We start from the raw sequence: 18,430 nt of genomic DNA, 5'->3' as shown, positions 1-18,430 counted from the left end.
GCGTGGTTCAAGGGGCACGGCGGTCGGTGATCAGGCGCATCTGGGCGCTCTCGAGCAGACGGGTCATCGCCTTCTCGTCCGAGAGCGACTCGTCGATGCCGAGCGCCTCGGTGTCCAGCAGCCGCTCCAGCACACCGGCCTTGCGCAGGCCGTGCGCGCCCATGACGGCCGACGGGTCGGCGTCGAGCGGTCCGCGCACGTCGACGAGGCGTACGACGATGTCGTCGCGCTGGAAGACGGTGCTGCTGTCGACGGGGCAGCCGGCGCTGTCGGCCGCTGCCTCGTCCTGTCCGGCCAGCAGCCGGGCGAGGGCCATCCCGCACCCCGGCTTGGCCGGGTAGAGCAGCGCGTGGCGCTCCCTCTCCGTGTGCTGCTCGCCCGGGGGCGCGAGGTGGTGGACCGCGGGCAGGGCGGCGCGGGTGAAGAACAGCCGTGCCGACTGCGGGTCGTCGAGGTTCCGGTCCTGCTCCAGGTACGGGTTGATGGCCTCTTCGACCGCCCTGATCTCGGGCTGCCTGGCCACGTGCCGCAGCGCCGCGAGCAGGTCGCCCTGCACCTCGACGGTCCGCACGACGCGGTTGCCGTGCATGAACAGCGTGGTGCGGCGGAGCCGGGTGGTGTCGTCGACCTGTGCCTGGGGCGAGGTGTAGCCGGCGAGGATCTTGGCCACGGTCTGCTCGCTGCCGGGCTTGACGGTGAAGGTGAGGGCGTGGCGGACCACGCCGTCTCCGACCCGGGGGGACGGCTGGAGACCGCCGGCTTGCTGAGCGGCGGCCTGGGGGGCGTGCACGCCCGCGGTTTCCCGCAGGACGCTGAAGCGCAGGGACCGTGTGTCGCGCACGCAGTCGTGCAGCGGTCGTACGGTCTCGACGTGCTCCTCGCTGTTGACCCAGGCGAGGAAGGGCGGTGCGCTCTCCCATTCGCTGGTGATGAGCCACTGCGACGGGTTCTCGATCGACTGGCAGAGCTGGTCGCTGAGATGACCGGGCACGGCGGCCACCTGGTTGCGCATGTGCTCGTAGGCCGTCAGAAAGCGCTGCTGGGCGCCGTCCTGGAGGTCAAGCAGCAGCACGACCCGGAGCCGGGAGCCGTCGAATGCGGACTGGGACACACGTTCGGACAGCATTGTCATGTTCCACGCATCTCCTTGTCGGTGAGGCCGCCTGCGGCACGACGCCGGGCCTCGGGAATTCCGAGCGACGCATCCGGCGTATGCGGACGGCTGGCCACCTGTGGCGCGATGTGGTGGTCCGGCTTCGATCCTGTGTCGGTAACACGGGTGGCGCGAGATGTGTGCACCACGTGGGTGAAGGGCCGAGCCGAACCCCTCCCGCGCGGGCAGGAAACGCGGGCATGGAGAACGCCAAATCCCTACCGGCGGCTGGAGCTGGAGCACTCATGGAAGAGAAAGCCGAACAACACCACGTACCGGTCCTGATCGTGGGCGGCTCCCTCGTGGGCCTGTCCGCATCCCTGTTCCTCGGCCGGCTCGGCGTCGGGCACATGCTCGTCGAGAAGCACGCGGCCACCTCGATCCACCCCCGCGGCCGGGGGAACAACCTGCGCACGATGGAGGTGTTCCGTTCGGCCGGGGTGGCGGAGCGGATCCAGGCCGCGGCGTCCGTGCTGGCGGACAACCACGGCATCCTGCAGACGCCGGACCTGGGCGACCCCGACGCGGGCGAGTGGCTGGTCAGGCAGATCGACGAGAAGGGCGGCGCGCCGGGCCGCCTCAGCCCCGCCGCATGGTGCGTGTGCAGCCAGAACGACCTGGAGCCCGTGCTCCTCGAGGCGGCCGTCGAACTGGGTGGCGATGTGCGCTTCTCCACCGAGCTGGTCTCCTTCGAACAGGACGACGACGGCGTCACCGCCGTCGTCCGCGACCGGGGGACCGGCCGCGAGAGCACGGTGCGCGCGGACTATCTGATCGCCGCCGACGGGCCGCGCAGCCCGGTGCGTGAGCGGCTCGGCATCGGGCAGTCCGGCCCCGGGGACCTGTTCCACAACGTGAGCGTCAGCTTCCGCTCACGCGCACTCGCCGACGTGGTCGGCGACCGCCGCTTCGTGGTCTGCTACCTGACCGGCCCCGAGGCGGAGGGCGCCCTGCTCCCGGTGGACAACAAGGAGCTCTGGGTCTTCCACGCGCCCTGGCAGTACGACCGCGGCGAGCCGCTCGAGGACTTCACGGACGAGCGCTGCGCCGACCTCGTCCGCGCGGCGACCGGCGTGCCGGACCTCGATGTCGAGATCACCGGAAAGGCACCCTGGCACGCCGCGGAACGGGTCGCCGAGCACTACGGGCGGGGCAGGGTGTTCCTGGCGGGGGACTCCGCACACGAGATGTCGCCGACCGGCGCCTTCGGCTCCAACACCGGCATCCAGGACGCGCACAACCTCGCCTGGAAGATCGCGGCCGTCCTCGACGGCTCGGCGGGGCCGGAGCTGCTCGACACGTACGAGCAGGAACGCCTGCCGGTGGCGCTGGCCACCAGCGCCCGCGCCTCCGCGCGGTCGGTCGAGCACAGCCACCCCGGGTACGAGCCGGCCCCGGCGGCGGTGGCCGCCGGACCGCGCGGTGGGCTGCTCCCCGTCGTCCTGGGCTACCGCTACCCGCGCGGGGCGGTCCTCGGCACCGACCCCGAACTGCCTCCCGTCCCCGACCGGATCGACTTCTCCGGGGCCCCCGGCACCCGGGCACCGCACATGTGGCTCCACCGGCCGGGCGCCGAGGGCCGGCTGTCGACGCTCGACCTCTACGAGCGCTCCTTCGTCCTGCTGACCGGCGACGGCGGCAAGGACTGGTGTGCGGCGGCGGAACGCGTCGCCGGGAGGCTGTCCGTCGGCCTCGACGCCTACCGGATCGGTGACGGCCCCGAGGCCGACCTGGCCCCGGAGGCCGGCGCCGACTGGGCGGCGGTCCACGGCACGGCCCCCGAAGGCGCGGTGCTGGTCCGCCCCGACGGCTTCGTCGCCTGGCGCACGGCCGGCCCGGTCCCCGACGCGGAGGCGGCGCTGTACACGGCGCTGACGTCGCTGCTGCGGATCGGGTGACGGGTCGGACGACCCCAGGGCCCGGTGCCGTGCCGGGCGCGGTACCGGGCGCCGCCCGACCGGGGCCTGGTGTCGTGTCGGCTCTGCCTGGACCGTTGCCGCTGTTCGCGGTGTGGCTCCGCCCGACCGGGTGCCGTGTGGGCTCCGCCCGGTCCGCTGCGGCGCGCGCGGTGTTTCGGGGCTCCGTCCGGATTCCGGTGCCGCGCTCCGACCGGTGGTCCCTGTCTTCCCTACGGCCGACGGCCGTGCGTGGGGCCCTTCCTACGCCGTTTGCCGTTGGGGGAGGGCCGCCGGCCGGGCAGGGATTACCGCGGCGCTGAGGCTTGGCACCGGCCTCGACCGGGCGGGGCCGGTCACGGCACCGCCCGGCGCTCGAGGTGTGGGGGCCGGGCGCGGTGCCCCGGGGTCCGGGAAGGGGCGGAAGGGGAAGCGCACAGCGTCCGCTCAGGTTCTGGTCGCTCGCTCGCAGGCGGCGTACACCGCGCCGTGCACCGCGCGGGCGACCCGCGCCCCCCACACCGACCGGGGCCCCGCGAACGGCTCCACAGCGCGCCCGCCCACCGGCCGCAGCGCCGCGACGCACACCGCGTCCGTCGGGGTGCCGGACGCGTCGATGCCGAGGTCGCGCAGTGCCTGGACCTTGGCCTCCGTCGCGGTGGCGACCGCGTTGACCAGGGCCGCGTCGGACAGGGCGACGGGCAGGGAGACCACGATGTTGATGGTTCCGGCCTCGGGCGGCCCGGGGAGGCCGGGGGCGGGGGCCGCCGCCCAGCCGCGGACGCCGATGCCCGCCGTCACCAGGGCGTCGACGCCCCCGTCGGCGGCGTGGCACCGGTCGCGTACGCATGCGGCCGTCATCAGGCCCACCCCCCGCCCCGACACCCCCGCGGCCGCGGCCAGTTCGGTCAGGTGCGCTTCCGGGTCGAGCCGCCGGTAGCCGGGCGGGACCTGCGCGTTGAGGACCCACTCCCGTTCACCGATGCCGCCGCCCAGGAGGGCGCTGGAGACCATGCGCCGGATCTCCCCGGGCACCCACAGCAGCATCGGCCGGCTGCCGTCGGGCTCCTGAGGGGACAGGAGCGGCAGGTCATGCAGGCGGGTCAGGTCCGAGGCGGCGAGGAGCATTCCGCACCCTAACCCGCCGCGGGTGGTGGCGATCAGCGTTGCTTATGGGTTTCCCAAGGAAACACCACTGTCGGCAACACCTGCCGTGAGCATGGGAATTCGCGGTGTGATGGATTCCGTTTACGGAGATTTGAATAGCCTCCATTTCGCATCTCGATCACATTACGGAGCGTGGTGAGTGGACTGGACCACGTTTTATTGACGCGCGTAACTTTCTTACCTGCCAAGGCAATTGAGTGTTCGTCAGAACGAGAGACGCGGTAACCGGACGGCCGACGTTCCATGGTCCCATTTGCCGGAATTCCGGATCCCGGCCGTCTGGCAGCCTTCCGTGCACCAATCCCCTGACCAAGGAATGAGGTGCGGAACTCTTGTCCGGCAGAAGAAGACTGAGGAAGTCTCAGCGCCGTAGATCGCGTCGGCTCATATGGGCCGTCACCGCCGTCGCGCTGGTGTCGATATCGGGGGGCGTGGCCTACGAGGCCGGGCTGATCGGGCCGGACGCCAAGGGCTCGGCGCCCGTCGCCGGGGCGACCGCCGAGCCCGCGGTCGCCGCCGAGCCGGCCGCCGAGCCCGCCCGTGACGAGGAGCCGGAGCCGATCGACGAGAAGCCGGCCGACGAGCCCCGCCGTGGGATGGTCTACGCCGGCCTGGAGGTCGCCGAGAAGACCGATCCGTGTGCGGGCGTCTACCGGACCGAGGCCGGCCTGTGCACACACGGACCGGATGCGCCGCCCAAGGGCGTCGACATCAAGAAGGACACCCCACCGGCGGTCAAGGCCGCGCCCGCCCCGGACCCCACCCGGCCGGGCGGCGACAAGGACGCGGCCGGCCCCGCGCCGAGCGCCGCGCCGGCCGTGGACGCGCCCGCCGTGGACGCGACCGCCGCGGCGGCGGACACCCCGCCCGCGGCGGCGCGGACCCCCGAGCAGGCGGCCGCGGGGCAGGGCCCCGCCGGCCAGACCGTGCAGTGCGACGGTGACGGCACCACCGGCAACCGGGTCCAGGTCGTCTACGTGCACGCACCCGGCAAGGACCGGTACGCCCAGTACCTTCCCTCCTTCCGGAAGTGGGCGGCCGACGCCGACCTGATCTACTCCCAGAGCGCCGAGGACACCGGCGGGGTCCGCCACATCCGCTACGTCACCGCGGCCGACTGCACGCCCACCGTCCTCAACATCGAACTGCCCGCGTCCGCCCTGTCCGAGTTCAGCGCCACCAACCGTGCGTTGGCGGCCAAGGGACTCGACCGGCGCGACCGCAAGTACATGATCTTCGCGGACACCCAGGTCTACTGCGGCATCGGCACCTTCGCCGGTGACGAGCGTCCCGGGCAGAACAACATCAGCAACTTCGGCCCGTCGTACGGCCGTACGGACACCGGATGCTGGGGCGGCCACACGGCGGCGCACGAACTGGGGCACAACCTGGGCGCGGTCAACAACAGCGCGCCCAACACCAGCCGGGGAGCTCACTGCACGGACGAGTGGGACGTCATGTGCTACTCCGACAGCCCCTACTACCCGCGGATGCGCACCGTGTGCCAGAACCGCGACTACGAGAACCGGCTGGACTGCAACCACGACGACTACTTCCACACCGACCCGAAGCCGGGCAGTTACCTCGCCACGCACTGGAACATCGCGGACAACCAGTTCCTGATGCGGGGCAAGGGCGGCAACCGTCCCGATCCGGATCCGAGCCCGACCCCGACCACCGGCCCCACCAAGCAGCCGACGCCCACCGGCGGGCCCACCACCGGACCCGCGGTGACCGTCGGCCAGATCACCGCCGACTCGGCGGTGATGACCTGGCCGGTGGTGCGGGGCGCGGTGTGGTACCAGGTCCTCGTCGACGGCCGGGCCAGAGGCTGGGTGCAGGGAACCAGCGCCCGGCTCCACAGCCTGAAGCCGGGAACCACCTACTCGGTCGCGGTGTCCGTGCGGGATGCCTCCGGCCGGGACAGCGGACCGGGCAGGGCCGCTTCCTTCCGTACCGCCGGCAGCGACGGCGGCACGACCACCACGCCCGGTACACGCTACGTGCTCCGCAACGGCGCCAGCGGGACGGCCGCCGCCGTCTGGGGCGGCCACGCTGCCGACGGCACCGTCCTGGTGGGGGCCCAGTACAACGGGTACGCCGCTCAGCAGTGGTACGTCGACGACGCGGGCAACGGCTACAGCCGCATCCGGTCCGCCGTCTCCGGCAAGTGCCTTCAGGCCGGCGGTGCACCGAGCGCGGGAATGTGGGTCGCCCAGCAGCCGTGCCGCGGTGTGACGGCCCAGCAGTGGAAGGTCGCACGCGGCGGGAACGGGGTGAGCGTGGCCACCCCGGACGGCAGGTACGTCCTCGGCGTCAGCAACCGCCCCTACCACGGGTCCTGGCTCGTCGAGCTGCAGCACGCGGCGGGCAGCGGTTACCAGGTGTGGACCGTCGAACGGGCCTCCTGACCGGCTGAAACGACCGCACGGGGGCGGCCGGGCCGGTGCATCGCCGCCCGGCCGCCCCTTCCCACCCTCTGGACACGGAGCCTCACCGACCATGCGCACCACTCTCCTCAGGGCGGCCGCCCTGTCCTTCGCCGTACCGGCGCTCCTCCTGCCGGCCACCGATGTCCACGCCCACGGGGACACACTGAAGGTGGTCGTGACCGGACACGAGTTCGGCCGTGTGGAGACCACGATCACCTGGGAGAACGACGGCGATCCCGTCGACGGGCGGGTGGCCGCGACGGTCAACGCCGTCAGCGGCGACGGAAGCACGGCACTCGGCCCTTTCGCGCTCGTCCGCGACCTCGACACCCGGGCCGGCTGGACCACCCGGGAGGCGCTGCCCCCCGGACACTGGAAGGTCACCGTGGAGACGGGGCATCCGGCGCTCGGGCGGGGCGAGAAAGTGATCACGGTCTCGCCCGGAACGCCCGCCTCACCCGTTCCGGCGACACCCGGCGCCACACCGAACGACGAACCGCATTCCCCACCCCCGGGCCCGGCAGCATCGGGTGCCGGCCCGTCCGCGGCCGGTCCGGCCACCCCGTCCGGCCCCGTCGGCGGGGCCGAGCGGCGGACGGGCGCGTCCACGACCGTCCGGGCCGCCGCGGGCGCCGCGCTGCTCGCCCTGGCCTGCGGCGCCGGAATCGTCCTGCGGGCCAGGCGGCGGCGTGCCCGGTGAGGGACCGCCGCACCGCGGGGCCCGTGTAGGACACACTGACGGGCGAACAGTTCGGCGGCGTCGTCGAACCCGGACCGACGAGAAGATGCGGACCGAATGAACGCCGGGCGCGCGTACGGCCGTACTCGTCGCAGTAGCGGCGCCCGGACCGTCGTCGCCGCGTACCGGTCGTCATCCCACGTCAGGGCAGGAAGGGACATGCAGTGACACTGTCACCCCAGAAGGACCGACTCGCTTCGCTCCGCGCCGAACTCGAGGAACGCAACCCGGCGCAGCCGGAGTTCCACCAGGCGGCACGGGAGGTGCTGGACACTCTGGCACCCGTGCTCGCTGCGCGTCCCGAGTACGCGCAGGCGCGGATCGTGGAGCGGCTCTGCGAGCCGGAGCGGCAGATCATCTTCCGGGTGCCCTGGCAGGACGACCGCGGTGCCGTCCACATCAACCGGGGGTTCAGGGTCGAGTTCAACAGCGCCCTCGGCCCGTACAAGGGCGGCCTGCGCTTCCACCGGTCGGTGAACCTCGGCGTGGTGAAGTTCCTCGGCTTCGAGCAGGTCTTCAAGAACGCCCTGACCGGCCTCGGCATCGGCGGCGGCAAGGGCGGCAGCGACTTCGACCCGCACGGCCGGTCGGACGCCGAAGTCATGCGGTTCTGCCAGTCGTTCATGACCGAACTCCACCGGCACATCGGCGAGCAGACCGACGTCCCCGCGGGCGACATCGGCGTCGGCAGCCGCGAGATCGGCTACCTCTTCGGCCAGTACCGCCGCATCACCAACCGCTGGGAGGCCGGCGTCCTCACCGGCAAGGGACAGAGCTGGGGCGGCTCGGCCGTCCGCACCGAGGCCACCGGCTACGGCAGTGTGCTGTTCGCGGCCGAGATGCTGAACCTGCGCGGCGAGGACCTCGAGGGCCAGGCCGCCGTCGTCTCCGGCTCCGGCAACGTCGCCGTCCACACCATCGAGAAGCTCCTGCGCAGCGGCGCCCACCCGCTGACCTGCTCCGACTCGGCCGGCTACGTCGTCGACGAGAAGGGCATCGACCTCGAACTGCTCAGGCAGGTCAAGGAGGTCGAGCGGGCCCGCGTCAGCGAGTACGCCGAGCGCCGCGGCGCCTCGGCCCGCTATGTGCCCGGCGGCCGGGTCTGGGACGTGCCCGCCGACCTCGCCTTCCCTTCCGCCACCCAGAACGAGCTGGCGGAACAGGACGCCGTCACCCTGGTGCGCAACGGGGTCAAGGCGGTCGCGGAAGGCGCGAACATGCCCACCACTCCAGAAGCGGTCCGCGTGCTTCAGGAGGCCGGCGTGGCCTTCGGCCCGGGCAAGGCCGCCAACGCGGGCGGAGTCGCGGTCAGCGCCCTGGAGATGCGCCAGAACGCGGCCCGCGAAACCTGGTCGGCGGACCGCGTCGAGGACGAACTCGCGGCGATCATGCGGGACATCCACCGCACCTGCCACGAGACCGCCGAACGCTACGGCGCCCCCGGCGACTACGTGACCGGCGCCAACATCGCCGGCTTCGAGCGGGTCGCCGACGCGATGCTCGCCCAGGGCCTCGTGTGACCGGCCCGCCCGACCGGCCGCAGGTCAGGGCGAGAAGAGCACCTTGACGGCTCCCTCCTGCTTCTTCTGGAACATCTCGTAGGCCTCCGGAGCCTTCTCCAGCGGCACGCGGTGGGTGGCGAACTGCTCGGTGCCGAGCGGATCGCCGTCCGTGACGAGCGGCAGCAGATCGTCCACCCACCGCCACACGTTGGCCTGCCCCATCCGCAGCTGCACCTGCTTGTCGAACATGGTCATCATCGGCATGGGGTCCGCCATCCCGCCGTACACGCCGGAGAGGGACACGGTGCCGCCGCGGCGTACCAGCTCGATCGCCAGGTGCAGGGCGGAGAGGCTGTCGACGCCGACGCGCTTCATCATCCGGGCGGCGACCGCACCGGGCAGCAGGGTCGTCAGCTGCTGCCCCGCCTTCGCCACCGGCGCGCCGTGTGCCTCCATGCCGACCGCGTCGATGACCGCGTCCGCCCCCCGGCCGTCGGTCAGATCACGGACCGCGTCCGCGACCTTGGCGCCGTACTCGTCCAGGTCGAACGTGCGCACGCCGTGCGCCCTGGCCCGCTCGAGCCGTTCCGGCACCAGGTCGATACCGATCACCAGACCGGCGCCGCGGTGCGCTGCGACGCGGGTGCACATGTCGCCGATCGGCCCGAGGCCCAGTACCACCACGGATCCGCCGGGCGGCACCGCCGCGTACTCGACCGCCTGCCACGACGTGGGCAGCACGTCGGACAGATAGACGAACCTGTCGTCCGGCGGGCCGTCGGGGACCTTGATGGGCAGCGTGTTGCCGAACGGGACCCGCAGGTACTGTGCCTGCCCGCCGGGCACCTGCCCGTAGAGCTTGGTGTAGCCGAACAGCGAGGCTCCCATGCCGTGTTCCCTGACCTGGGTGGTCTCGCACTGGGACTGCAGGCCCTGCGCGCACATGAAGCAGGTGCCGCACGAGACGTTGAAGGGCACCACGACACGGTCGCCCGGCCGTACCGCGGTGACCTCCGAGCCCACTTCCTCCACCACGCCCATCGGTTCGTGCCCGAGGATGTCGCCCGGCTCGATGAACGGCCCGAACAGCTCGTACAGATGCAGGTCGGAACCGCAGAGCCCGGACGTCGTCACCTTGACGATCACATCGGTCGAATCGCGGATCTCGGGATCGGGGACGCTCTCCACGCGTACGTCGCGCTTTCCGTGCCAGGTCAGTGCTTTCATCGTGCCTCCTCGTCCGCCTTCCACGGCCGGTCGCCGGAACCCGGTCCGGTCGTGCCGCTGTGCGCCGCGGCCTCGAGCCGGTCCGGGAGAACCTCGGCCGAGCGTCGAGCGGTCCTCGGGACCGCCTCGGTGACGACGGCCGGAGGGTTCGAACAGGTCATGCGGCGACGGGTACCCAGGCGCCCGGACATTCACCGGGCGGAGCGATTTCCACCCGGCGAACACATTCCGTAGCTCACTCGAATGCAGTACGTGAAGCGGCCCGGCCACCGGGAGCGGCCGACGCTGGTCACAGGCCGGCAGACCCGGCAGGACGCACGGCACGTACGGAGGTAATCGATGAACGCCGCCTTCACGCGCAGTTGGAAGCACGCCGTCGTCACCGGTGGCGCAGGCTTCGTCGGTTCGCACCTGTGCACGGCGCTGCTCGACTCCGGCACGGCGGTGACCTGCGTCGACGACTTCAGCACCGGCCGCCCGGAGAACATATCCGCGCTACGGGACCGACCCGGGTTCCAGCTCGTGCAGGCCAGCGTCAGTGAACCGTTCACCGTCGAGCCGCCCGCGGACCTGGTGCTGCACTTCGCCTCCCCGGCCTCCCCGGCCGACTACCTCCGGCTGCCGCTGCACACCCTCGACGCGGGCAGCCTCGGCACCCGGAACGCCCTGGCCCTCGCCCACGGTTTCGGCGCCCGCTTCCTGCTGGCGTCCACCTCGGAGGTCTACGGCGACCCCCAGCAGCATCCGCAGAACGAGCGCTACTGGGGCAACGTCAACCCGGTCGGCCCGCGCAGCGTGTACGACGAGGCCAAGCGCTTCGGTGAGGCACTGACCACCGCCCACGCGGACGCCGCCGGCACGGACACCGGCATCGTGCGGCTGTTCAACACCTACGGACCCCGGATGCGCGGCCACGACGGCCGGGCGGTACCGACGTTCGTCCGCCAGGCCCTGGCCGGCGAGCCCCTGACGGTGAGCGGCGACGGCCGTCAGACGCGGTCCCTCTGCTACGTCGACGACACCGTGCGCGGCATCCTGGCAGCCGCCGCCCACGGCCTGCGGGGCCCGGTGAACATCGGCAATCCGACCGAGATCACCATGCTCGACCTCGCCCGTCTGATCATCGAACTCACCGGATCCAGCTCCGAGATCCGCTTCATCGAGCGGCCCACGGACGACCCGGCCGTGCGCTGCCCCGACATCACGCTGGCCCGCGACAAGCTCGAATGGGAGCCGTCCGTGAGCGCCGAGCAGGGACTGCGGCGCACGATCGCCTGGTTCCGCGACCACATGGACTGACGGCGCGCCACGACCGCCCGGACCCTGGACGCGCCTCGTCGAAAGGCCTGTGACTGACATGCGCATTCTCGGAATCAACGCCCTGTTCCACGACCCCGCCGCCGCACTCGTCATCGACGGCAGGACCGTCGCGGCGGCCGAGGAGGAACGCTTCTCCCGGCGCAAGCACGGAAAGCGGCCGCTGCCCTTCTCCGCGTGGGAACTGCCGGAACAGGCAGCCGCCTGGTGTCTGAAGCGCGCCGGGCTGCGGCCCCAGGACCTCGACGCGGTGGCGTACTCCTTCGACCCGTCGCTCGCCAGACCGACCGAGGCCATGGGCCTCGACGACCCCTGGGACCACCTGCGCCTCGCCTATGCACGAGAGGCCCCGGGCTTCCTCCAGAACGCGCTGCCCGGCCTCGACCCCGACATCGTCCGCTTCGTGCCGCACCACATGGCGCACGCCGCCTCCGGCGCCTTCGCCGCACCCGACGCCGACAACTCGTCGGTGCTCGTCCTCGACGGCCGAGGCGAACGGGCCTCGCACCTCGCCGCACGCCGGATACACGGCCGGCTTCAGCCCCTGCACGCACAGGAACTGCCCCACTCGCTCGGACTCGTCTACGAGGAGCTGACCGAGCACCTCGGATTCCTGCGCTCCAGTGACGAGTTCAAAGTGATGGCCCTGGCCTCCCACGGCACGCCCCGCATGCTCGGCGAGCTGCGCAAGTACGTGCATCCCACCGGCGACGGGGGCTTCCGGGCGACCGGCGTGCCCTGGCATCAGTTCTGCGCGCCGCGTGGTCCGGAGGAGCCGTGGACCCAGGAGCACGCCGATGTTGCCGCGAGCGCCCAGGCCGTCCTCGAGGAGACCATGCTCGACCTGGTGCGCCACCTGCACGGGCAGACCCACGACAGCCTGCTCACCCTCGCCGGCGGCGTCGCCCTCAACTGCGTGGCCAACTCCCGTATCGCCCGCGAAGGCCCCTTCTCCCGGGTCTGGGTGCAGCCCGCCGCGGGTGACGCGGGCACCGCCCTGGGCGGCGCCCTGCTGCTGTCGGCCGACGCGGGGGACGACCCGGAGCCGATGCACGGCGCGGACCTCGGCCGCGACTGGTCCGACGCGGAACTCGGCGCCTGGCTGAAGACGGCCGCCGTGCCCTTCGACCGTCCCGCCGACATCGCCGCGACCGTGGCGGAGGCACTCGCCGACAACGCGATCGTGGCCTGGTTCCAGGGGCGTTCCGAATACGGACCCAGGGCCCTCGGCCACCGCTCGCTGCTCGCCCACCCCGGCCACGCGGGCAACCTCGAACGCCTCAACGACGTCAAGGGCCGTGAGCAGTTCCGGCCGGTCGCCCCTATGGTGCTCGCCGAACGGGCCGCGGAGATCTTCGAAGGGCCGATACCCAGCCCGTACATGCTCTTCGTGCACGACGTGGCCCCGGCGTGGCGCGAACGCATCCCCGCCGTCGTCCATGTCGACGGAACGGCCCGCATCCAGACCGTCGACCGCTCGCGCGAACCCCTGGTGGCCCGGATGCTCGGTGAGTTCGAGCGGCTCACCGGACTGCCGGTCGTCGTGAACACCAGCCTGAACACCGCCGGGCGCCCCATGGTCGACGACCCGCGCGACGCCCTCGAATGCTTCGGCTCCTCGCCCGTCGACCTGCTGGCCATCGGACCGTACGCCATCCGGCGCGGTGACTTCTTCCGGCACGGCGACGACACCGACGACCTTGGAACGGGAGCCCTGCGATGACCGCCCATGGAGACGTTCCGCTGCGGTACACCGTGGTGATACCGACCGTCGGCAGGCCCAGTCTGACCGGCTGCCTGCGGGCGCTGGCCGCCGCCGCCGGCCCCAAGCCGGTGCGGGTGGTCCTCGTCGACGACCGCCGCGGCCTCCCCCGCACCCCCCTCCCGGTGGAGATCCCCGCGACGCTGCGGCCGGTCACCTCTGTGGTGCCGGGCCGCGCCCGGGGACCGGCCGCGGCCCGCAACACCGGTCTGCGGGTGGCCGGCCCCGTCCCCTGGATCGTCTTCCTCGACGACGACGTGGTGCCCGGACCCACCTGGTGCGACGACCTGGCCCGCGACCTCGCGGCGGCCGGGCCCCGCACCGGCGGCGTCACCGCCCGGATCGAGGTCCCGCTGCCCACGGACCGCCCGCCCACCGACTGGGAGCGCAACACCGCCGGCCTGGCCACCGCCCGCTGGATCACCGCCGACATGGCCTACCGGCGGGAGGTGCTGGAGGCCGTCGGCGGCTTCGACGAACGCTTCCCGCGCGCCTTCCGGGAGGACGCCGACCTCGCGCTGCGCGTCCGGGCGGCCGGGTGGGAACTGGCCGCCGGCACCCGCACCACCACGCATCCGGTCCGGCCGGCCGGGCGCTGGGTCTCCGTACGCGTCCAGGCGGGCAACGCCGACGACGTGCTGATGAACCGGCTGCACGGCCGCGACTGGTGGCGGCGGGCGGACGCGCCACGGGGGCGCCTGCCCCGCCACCTCGCCGTGACGGCCTCGGCGGCGGCCGCGCTGACGTGCGCGGCACTGGCCAGGCCCGTCGCGGCCACCGCCTGCGCCGCGCTCTGGCTCGCCGGCGCCGCCGAGTTCGCATGGGCCCGGATCGCGCCGGGCCCGCGGACCCGCGACGAGATCATCTCGATGGCGCTGACCAGCGCGGTCGTCCCGCCCGTCGCCACCTGGCACTGGCTCGGCGCACACCTGCGCCACCGCCGGACGCGCCCTCTGCCGCGGCCCGTAGCGGCCGTGGTCCCGGAGGCGTCAGGTCGGGCGGTGCGGGAGCGGGTGCTGCCATGAACGACTCCTCCGAGGCCCGGCCCCCCAGGGGACCGGAGCGACACGGCACCGGCCCGTGGCTCTTCCACGGCCCACAGGCGTCGCGCGGCACCCCGTTGCCGCCGGACGCCGCCGACCTGCCCGACGCGGTCCTCTTCGACCGCGACGGCACACTCGTCGTCGACGTCCCCTACAACGGCGATCCGACGCGTGTCGTGCCGATGCCGTCCGCCTGGGAGGCGCTCGCCGCCCTGCGCGCGCTGGGCATGCCGGTGGGCGTCGTCAGCAACCAGTCGGGCGTGGCCCGAGGGAAGTTGACCTTGCGTCAGGTGTCGGCGGTGCAGCGGCGGATCGACGCCCTGCTCGGGCCGTTCGCCGTGTGGGCCGTCTGCCCGCACGGACCGGACGACGGCTGCCGGTGCCGCAAGCCCGCGCCCGGACTCGTGCTCGCCGCGTGCGAACGCCTCGGCGTGTGCCCGTCGCGCACCGTCGTCATCGGCGACATCGGCTCCGACGTGACGGCCGCGCTCGCCGCGGGCGCGCGGGGGGTCCTGGTGCCCACCGCGGCCACCCGGCCCGAGGAGATCGCGGCGGCGCCCGAGACCGCGCCCGACCTGCTGCGCGCGGTACGGCTCGTCCTGGACCCGGCCGCACGGTGCGGCAAGCCGGTGGCGCCGCCGGCCGGGGAGGACCGCCGGGAGCGTGCCGTGACGTCGCGGGCCGCCGCGCGGCCCTCGACGGCGCACCGGACCGCCGGCCCTGAGCCGCGTCCCGACCGACTGACGCGCCTCCTCCCTGCCGGTGGGACACCGGTGCCCGCCGTGGCGGCGGCCCTCGGTACGGCGACGGCCCCGGTGCGTGCGCCGGACCGGGCCGCCGGCGGCGGGCGGGATCGCGGGAGCGGAGGCCTGGCGATCTCGACGTGCCTGCCGGCCTTCGTACGCGAGGAGTGGCCATGAGCAGGCCCAGAACGCTGGTCGTGCGGCTCGACAGCGCCGGTGACGTGCTGCTGGCCGGACCCGCCGTGCGCGCCGTCGCCGCCGGTTCCTCGCACACCGCGCTGCTCTGCGGACCGCTCGGTGTCCACGCCGCGCAACTGCTGCCCGGGGTGGACGAGGTACTGGTCCACGACGCCCCCTGGGTGGGACTGGAGCCGGCGCCCGTGTCGTACGAGGCGACGCAGGAACTGCTGGAGAGGCTGCGGGCCGGCCGCTACGACCGGGCCCTGATCCTCGTCTCCCACCATCAGAGCCCCCTGCCGATCGCGCTGCTCCTGAAGCTCGCGGGCGTCGGCTGGACCGCGGCCGACTGCGAGGACTACCCCGGTGCGCTGCTGGACCTGAGGCACCACCGCAGGCCGCGCCGCCACGAGGCACGCGCCGCGCTGGACCTCGCCCTGGACTCGGGCTTCGCCCTGCCGCCCGGCGACGACGGATCCCTGCGCGTCAGCGCGCCGCCCGGGACCGCGCACCTGACCGGGCCGGAGCCGTACGTGGTGCTGCATCCGGGCGCCGCCGTCCCCGCCCGGGCCTGGAGCGCGGAGCGGGCGGCACAGGCCGCCGCCGCGCTCTCCGCCGCAGGCCACCGCGTCGTGGTGACGGGAGGCCGGGCGGAGAAGGACCTGACCGCCCAGGTCGCGGCGGACCACGCGCTGGACCTGGGCGGGATGACGTCCCTCCCCCAACTGGCGGGCGTGCTCGCCGGAGCGCGGGTGGCAGTGGTCGGCAACACCGGTCCCGGGCACCTCGCGGCCGCGGTCGGCACGCCGGTGGCCTGCCTGTTCGCGCCCGTGGTGCCGGCCGACCGCTGGCGCCCCTACAACGTCCCGCACGTGCTGCTGGGTGACCAGCGGGCGCCGTGCGCGGGCAGCCGCGCCCGGAAGTGTCCCGTGGCCGGGCACCCCTGCCTCGACGGGGTCGGCAACGCGGAGGTGCTCGCCGCGGTGGCGACCCTCGGCGCCACGGACAAGGAGCGAGGAGCACGACGATGAACATTCTGCTGTGGCATGTGCACGGTTCCTGGACGACGGCGTTCGTGCAGGGCCCACACACGTACCTCGTTCCGGTCACACCAGGCCGCGACCCGGACGGGCTCGGGCGGGCCCGTACCTTCGACTGGCCGGACACGGTGCGGGAGACGACGCCGGAGCAGATGCGCGACGCGCAGGTCGATCTCGTGGTGCTGCAACGGCCGCACGAGATGGAGCTCGCCGAACGATGGCTCGGCGGACGCCGGCCCGGCCGTGACATACCGGCCGTCTATCTCGAGCACAACGCGCCGGACGGCGACGTACCCGCCACCCGGCACCCGTTCGCCGACCGCGACGACCTGACGCTGGTTCATGTCACCCACTTCAACCGGCTGTTCTGGGACAACGGTTCGACCAGGACCGCAGTCGTCGAACACGGCATCGTCGACCCCGGACACCTCTACACCGGGCGGCTGGCTCGTGCGGCCGTCGTGGTCAACGAGCCGGTACGACGTGGCCGGTGGACGGGTACGGACCTGCTCGCCGGGCTCGCGGAAGCCGCCCCGCTCGATGTGTTCGGCATGCGCACCGACGGCCTGGCGGAACATCTCGGCCTGCCGCCGGACCGCTGCCGCACCGCCGATCTGCCGCAGCGGGAACTGCACGGTGCGATGGCCGAACGCCGTCTGTATCTGCACCCGGTGCGGTGGACCTCCCTCGGTCTCTCGCTGCTGGAGGCGATGCATCTGGGGATGCCGGTCGTCGCCCTCGCCACCACGGAGGCCGTCGAGGCGGTGCCGCCCGGCACCGGGACGCTGTCCACCCGGCCCGACGTCCTCGCCCGCGCCGTACGCCGGTACCTCGAGGAACCGGAAGCGGCGGCGGCCGACGGCGCCCGCGCCCGGCAGGCGGCGCTGCAGCGTTACGGACTCAAACGCTTCCTGGACGACTGGGAGCGACTGATGACGGAGGTGCGCGCATGACCTACAGCGATGCCATCGGAACCGAAGCGCTGTCGATCGCGCTCGTCTCGGAGCACGCCAGCCCGCTCGCCGTACTCGGCGGAGTGGACGCCGGCGGGCAGAACGTCCACGTCGCCCGGCTGGCGGGCGCGCTCGCCGACCGCGGCCACCGGGTCACCGTCTACACCCGGCGCGACTCGCGGGAACTGCCGGACCGGGTGCGGCTGCGCGCCGGCGTCGAGGTGCGCCATGTGCCCGCGGGCCCGCCGGAGGAGATACCCAAGGACGAACTCCTGCCGCACATGCTGGGGTTCGGGCGCCACCTGGTGCGCGACTGGCAGAGCGATCCGCCCGATCTGGTGCACTCGCACTTCTGGATGTCGGGGATGGCCGCCCTGTACGCCACCCGCGAGCTGAGGCTGCCGCTGGTGCACACGTTCCACGCCCTCGGCACGGTCAAGCGCAGGCACCAGCGGCACGCGGACACCAGCCCGCCGGCCCGGATCGCCTGCGAGAAGGAGGTCGGCGCCGGCTGCGACCGGATCCTGGCCACCTGCCGCGACGAGGTCGCCGAACTGGCGGCCATGGGCATCCCGCCGGAGCGCGTCGGCGTCGTGCCGTGCGGCGTCGACACCGACCAGTTCACCCCGCACGGACCGGCCGCCGCCCGCGGTGCCCACGCCCACCGGCTGATCCAGCTCGGCCGGCTCGTCCCCCGCAAGGGCGCGGCGGTGTCCATCACCGCGCTGACCAAACTGCCCGGCGTGGAACTGCTGGTCGTCGGCGGCCCCCCGCCCGGCCGGCTCGACGAGGACCACGAGGTGCGCCGGCTGCGCGACCTGGCCCACGGCCTCGGTGTCGCCGACCGGGTCCACTTCACCGGAGGCGTCCCGAGCGAGGAGGTGGCGCCGCTGATCCGCTCCGCCGACGTGGTGCTCTGCCCCGGCGACTACGAGCCCTTCGGCATCGTCCCGCTGGAAGCGATGGCCTGCGGAAGGCCGGTCGTCGCCACGGCCGTCGGCGGCCAGCTCGACACCGTCGCCGACCCGGCCACCGGGCGGCTCGTGCCGCCCCGCGACCCCGAGGCGCTCGCCCGTGCGGTGGCCGAACTGCTCGCGGACCCCCGGCTGCGGGAGACCTGCGGCGAGGCCGGACGCCGGCGGGTGCTGAGCCGGTTCGGCTGGGCACGGGTCGCCGCCGGCACCGAAGCCGCCTACCTGGGGGTTCTGGCCGCCCGGCCGGCCCTCGCCCGGGTGACCGGGACAAGGGTGGTCTGACAGCACCGCCGGCCGCGCCCCGGC

At 73.3% G+C, this 18,430-nt stretch carries 15 protein-coding genes; 11 read left to right on the top strand and 4 right to left on the bottom strand.

Annotated features, from left to right (window positions below; all coding sequences use genetic code 11):
• Nucleotides 1-7: 7 nt before the first annotated feature.
• Nucleotides 8-1,132, bottom strand: coding sequence for a SchA/CurD-like domain-containing protein (locus tag ACIPJI_RS25335; protein ID WP_307708802.1), 1,125 nt, complete (start codon nt 1,130-1,132; stop codon nt 8-10).
• 266 nt (nt 1,133-1,398) lie between these two features.
• Between ACIPJI_RS25335 and ACIPJI_RS25330 the strand changes: the two genes are divergently transcribed.
• Complete coding sequence (locus ACIPJI_RS25330) at nt 1,399-3,051, top strand: FAD-dependent oxidoreductase (protein ID WP_402249002.1); 1,653 nt, start codon at nt 1,399-1,401, stop codon at nt 3,049-3,051.
• A gap of 444 nt (nt 3,052-3,495) precedes the next feature.
• On the opposite strand, the gene ACIPJI_RS25325 is transcribed toward ACIPJI_RS25330, so the two are convergent.
• A complete protein-coding gene (locus ACIPJI_RS25325; protein ID WP_402249000.1) occupies nt 3,496-4,176 on the bottom strand; it encodes an adenosylcobinamide amidohydrolase in 681 nt (226 codons plus the stop codon).
• Between the two features lie 452 nt (nt 4,177-4,628).
• On the opposite strand from ACIPJI_RS25325, the gene ACIPJI_RS25320 reads away from it, so the two are divergent.
• The 3 genes from ACIPJI_RS25320 (at nt 4,629) to gdhA (ending at nt 8,906) form a co-directional block, all read left to right on the top strand.
• Nucleotides 4,629-6,626 (top strand): RICIN domain-containing protein, encoded by a 1,998-nt coding sequence (locus ACIPJI_RS25320; protein ID WP_356622642.1) that lies wholly within the window; start codon nt 4,629-4,631, stop codon nt 6,624-6,626.
• Between the two features lie 91 nt (nt 6,627-6,717).
• Complete coding sequence (locus ACIPJI_RS25315; protein ID WP_402248998.1) at nt 6,718-7,347, top strand: hypothetical protein; 630 nt, start codon at nt 6,718-6,720, stop codon at nt 7,345-7,347.
• A 203-nt stretch (nt 7,348-7,550) separates the two neighbouring features.
• Nucleotides 7,551-8,906: an NADP-specific glutamate dehydrogenase gene (gene gdhA / locus ACIPJI_RS25310; RefSeq protein ID WP_402248995.1), complete on the top strand. Its 1,356-nt coding sequence runs from the start codon at nt 7,551-7,553 to the stop codon at nt 8,904-8,906.
• Nucleotides 8,907-8,930: 24 nt separating this feature from the next.
• On the opposite strand, the gene ACIPJI_RS25305 is transcribed toward gdhA, so the two are convergent.
• The gene (locus ACIPJI_RS25305; RefSeq protein WP_402248993.1) at nt 8,931-10,115 is read right to left on the bottom strand and encodes a zinc-dependent alcohol dehydrogenase; all 1,185 of its coding nucleotides are present in this window, start codon (nt 10,113-10,115) and stop codon (nt 8,931-8,933) included.
• Nucleotides 10,112-10,276: a hypothetical protein gene (locus tag ACIPJI_RS25300; RefSeq protein WP_356622646.1), complete on the bottom strand. Its 165-nt coding sequence runs from the start codon at nt 10,274-10,276 to the stop codon at nt 10,112-10,114. The genes ACIPJI_RS25305 and ACIPJI_RS25300 overlap by 4 nt, the downstream gene beginning before the upstream one ends.
• A gap of 178 nt (nt 10,277-10,454) precedes the next feature.
• Between ACIPJI_RS25300 and ACIPJI_RS25295 the strand changes: the two genes are divergently transcribed.
• Genes ACIPJI_RS25295 through ACIPJI_RS25265 form a run of 7 tightly spaced genes read left to right on the top strand, consistent with a single transcriptional unit; the run spans nt 10,455 to nt 18,406 of the window.
• Nucleotides 10,455-11,414 (top strand): NAD-dependent epimerase/dehydratase family protein, encoded by a 960-nt coding sequence (locus ACIPJI_RS25295; protein WP_402248991.1) that lies wholly within the window; start codon nt 10,455-10,457, stop codon nt 11,412-11,414.
• 58 nt (nt 11,415-11,472) lie between these two features.
• A complete protein-coding gene (locus tag ACIPJI_RS25290; protein ID WP_356622648.1) occupies nt 11,473-13,155 on the top strand; it encodes a carbamoyltransferase C-terminal domain-containing protein in 1,683 nt (560 codons plus the stop codon).
• Complete coding sequence (locus ACIPJI_RS25285; RefSeq protein ID WP_402248989.1) at nt 13,152-14,219, top strand: glycosyltransferase family 2 protein; 1,068 nt, start codon at nt 13,152-13,154, stop codon at nt 14,217-14,219. Before ACIPJI_RS25290 ends, ACIPJI_RS25285 begins: the two co-directional genes overlap by 4 nt.
• Nucleotides 14,216-15,157: a D-glycero-alpha-D-manno-heptose-1,7-bisphosphate 7-phosphatase gene (locus tag ACIPJI_RS25280; protein WP_402248987.1), complete on the top strand. Its 942-nt coding sequence runs from the start codon at nt 14,216-14,218 to the stop codon at nt 15,155-15,157. The genes ACIPJI_RS25285 and ACIPJI_RS25280 overlap by 4 nt, the downstream gene beginning before the upstream one ends.
• Nucleotides 15,154-16,188 (top strand): glycosyltransferase family 9 protein, encoded by a 1,035-nt coding sequence (locus tag ACIPJI_RS25275; protein WP_356622651.1) that lies wholly within the window; start codon nt 15,154-15,156, stop codon nt 16,186-16,188. The genes ACIPJI_RS25280 and ACIPJI_RS25275 overlap by 4 nt, the downstream gene beginning before the upstream one ends.
• Nucleotides 16,185-17,150, top strand: a complete 966-nt coding sequence (locus ACIPJI_RS25270) for a glycosyltransferase (protein WP_356622652.1) — start codon at nt 16,185-16,187, stop codon at nt 17,148-17,150. The genes ACIPJI_RS25275 and ACIPJI_RS25270 overlap by 4 nt, the downstream gene beginning before the upstream one ends.
• The gene (locus ACIPJI_RS25265; RefSeq protein WP_402248985.1) at nt 17,147-18,406 is read left to right on the top strand and encodes a glycosyltransferase; all 1,260 of its coding nucleotides are present in this window, start codon (nt 17,147-17,149) and stop codon (nt 18,404-18,406) included. Before ACIPJI_RS25270 ends, ACIPJI_RS25265 begins: the two co-directional genes overlap by 4 nt.
• The last annotated feature ends 24 nt before the right edge of the window (nt 18,407-18,430 follow it).

The sequence above is a fragment of the Streptomyces sp. NPDC086835 genome (assembly GCF_044745705.1).
Lineage (GTDB): Bacteria > Actinomycetota > Actinomycetes > Streptomycetales > Streptomycetaceae > Streptomyces.
This window is presented reverse-complemented; position numbering and strand designations above follow the sequence as displayed.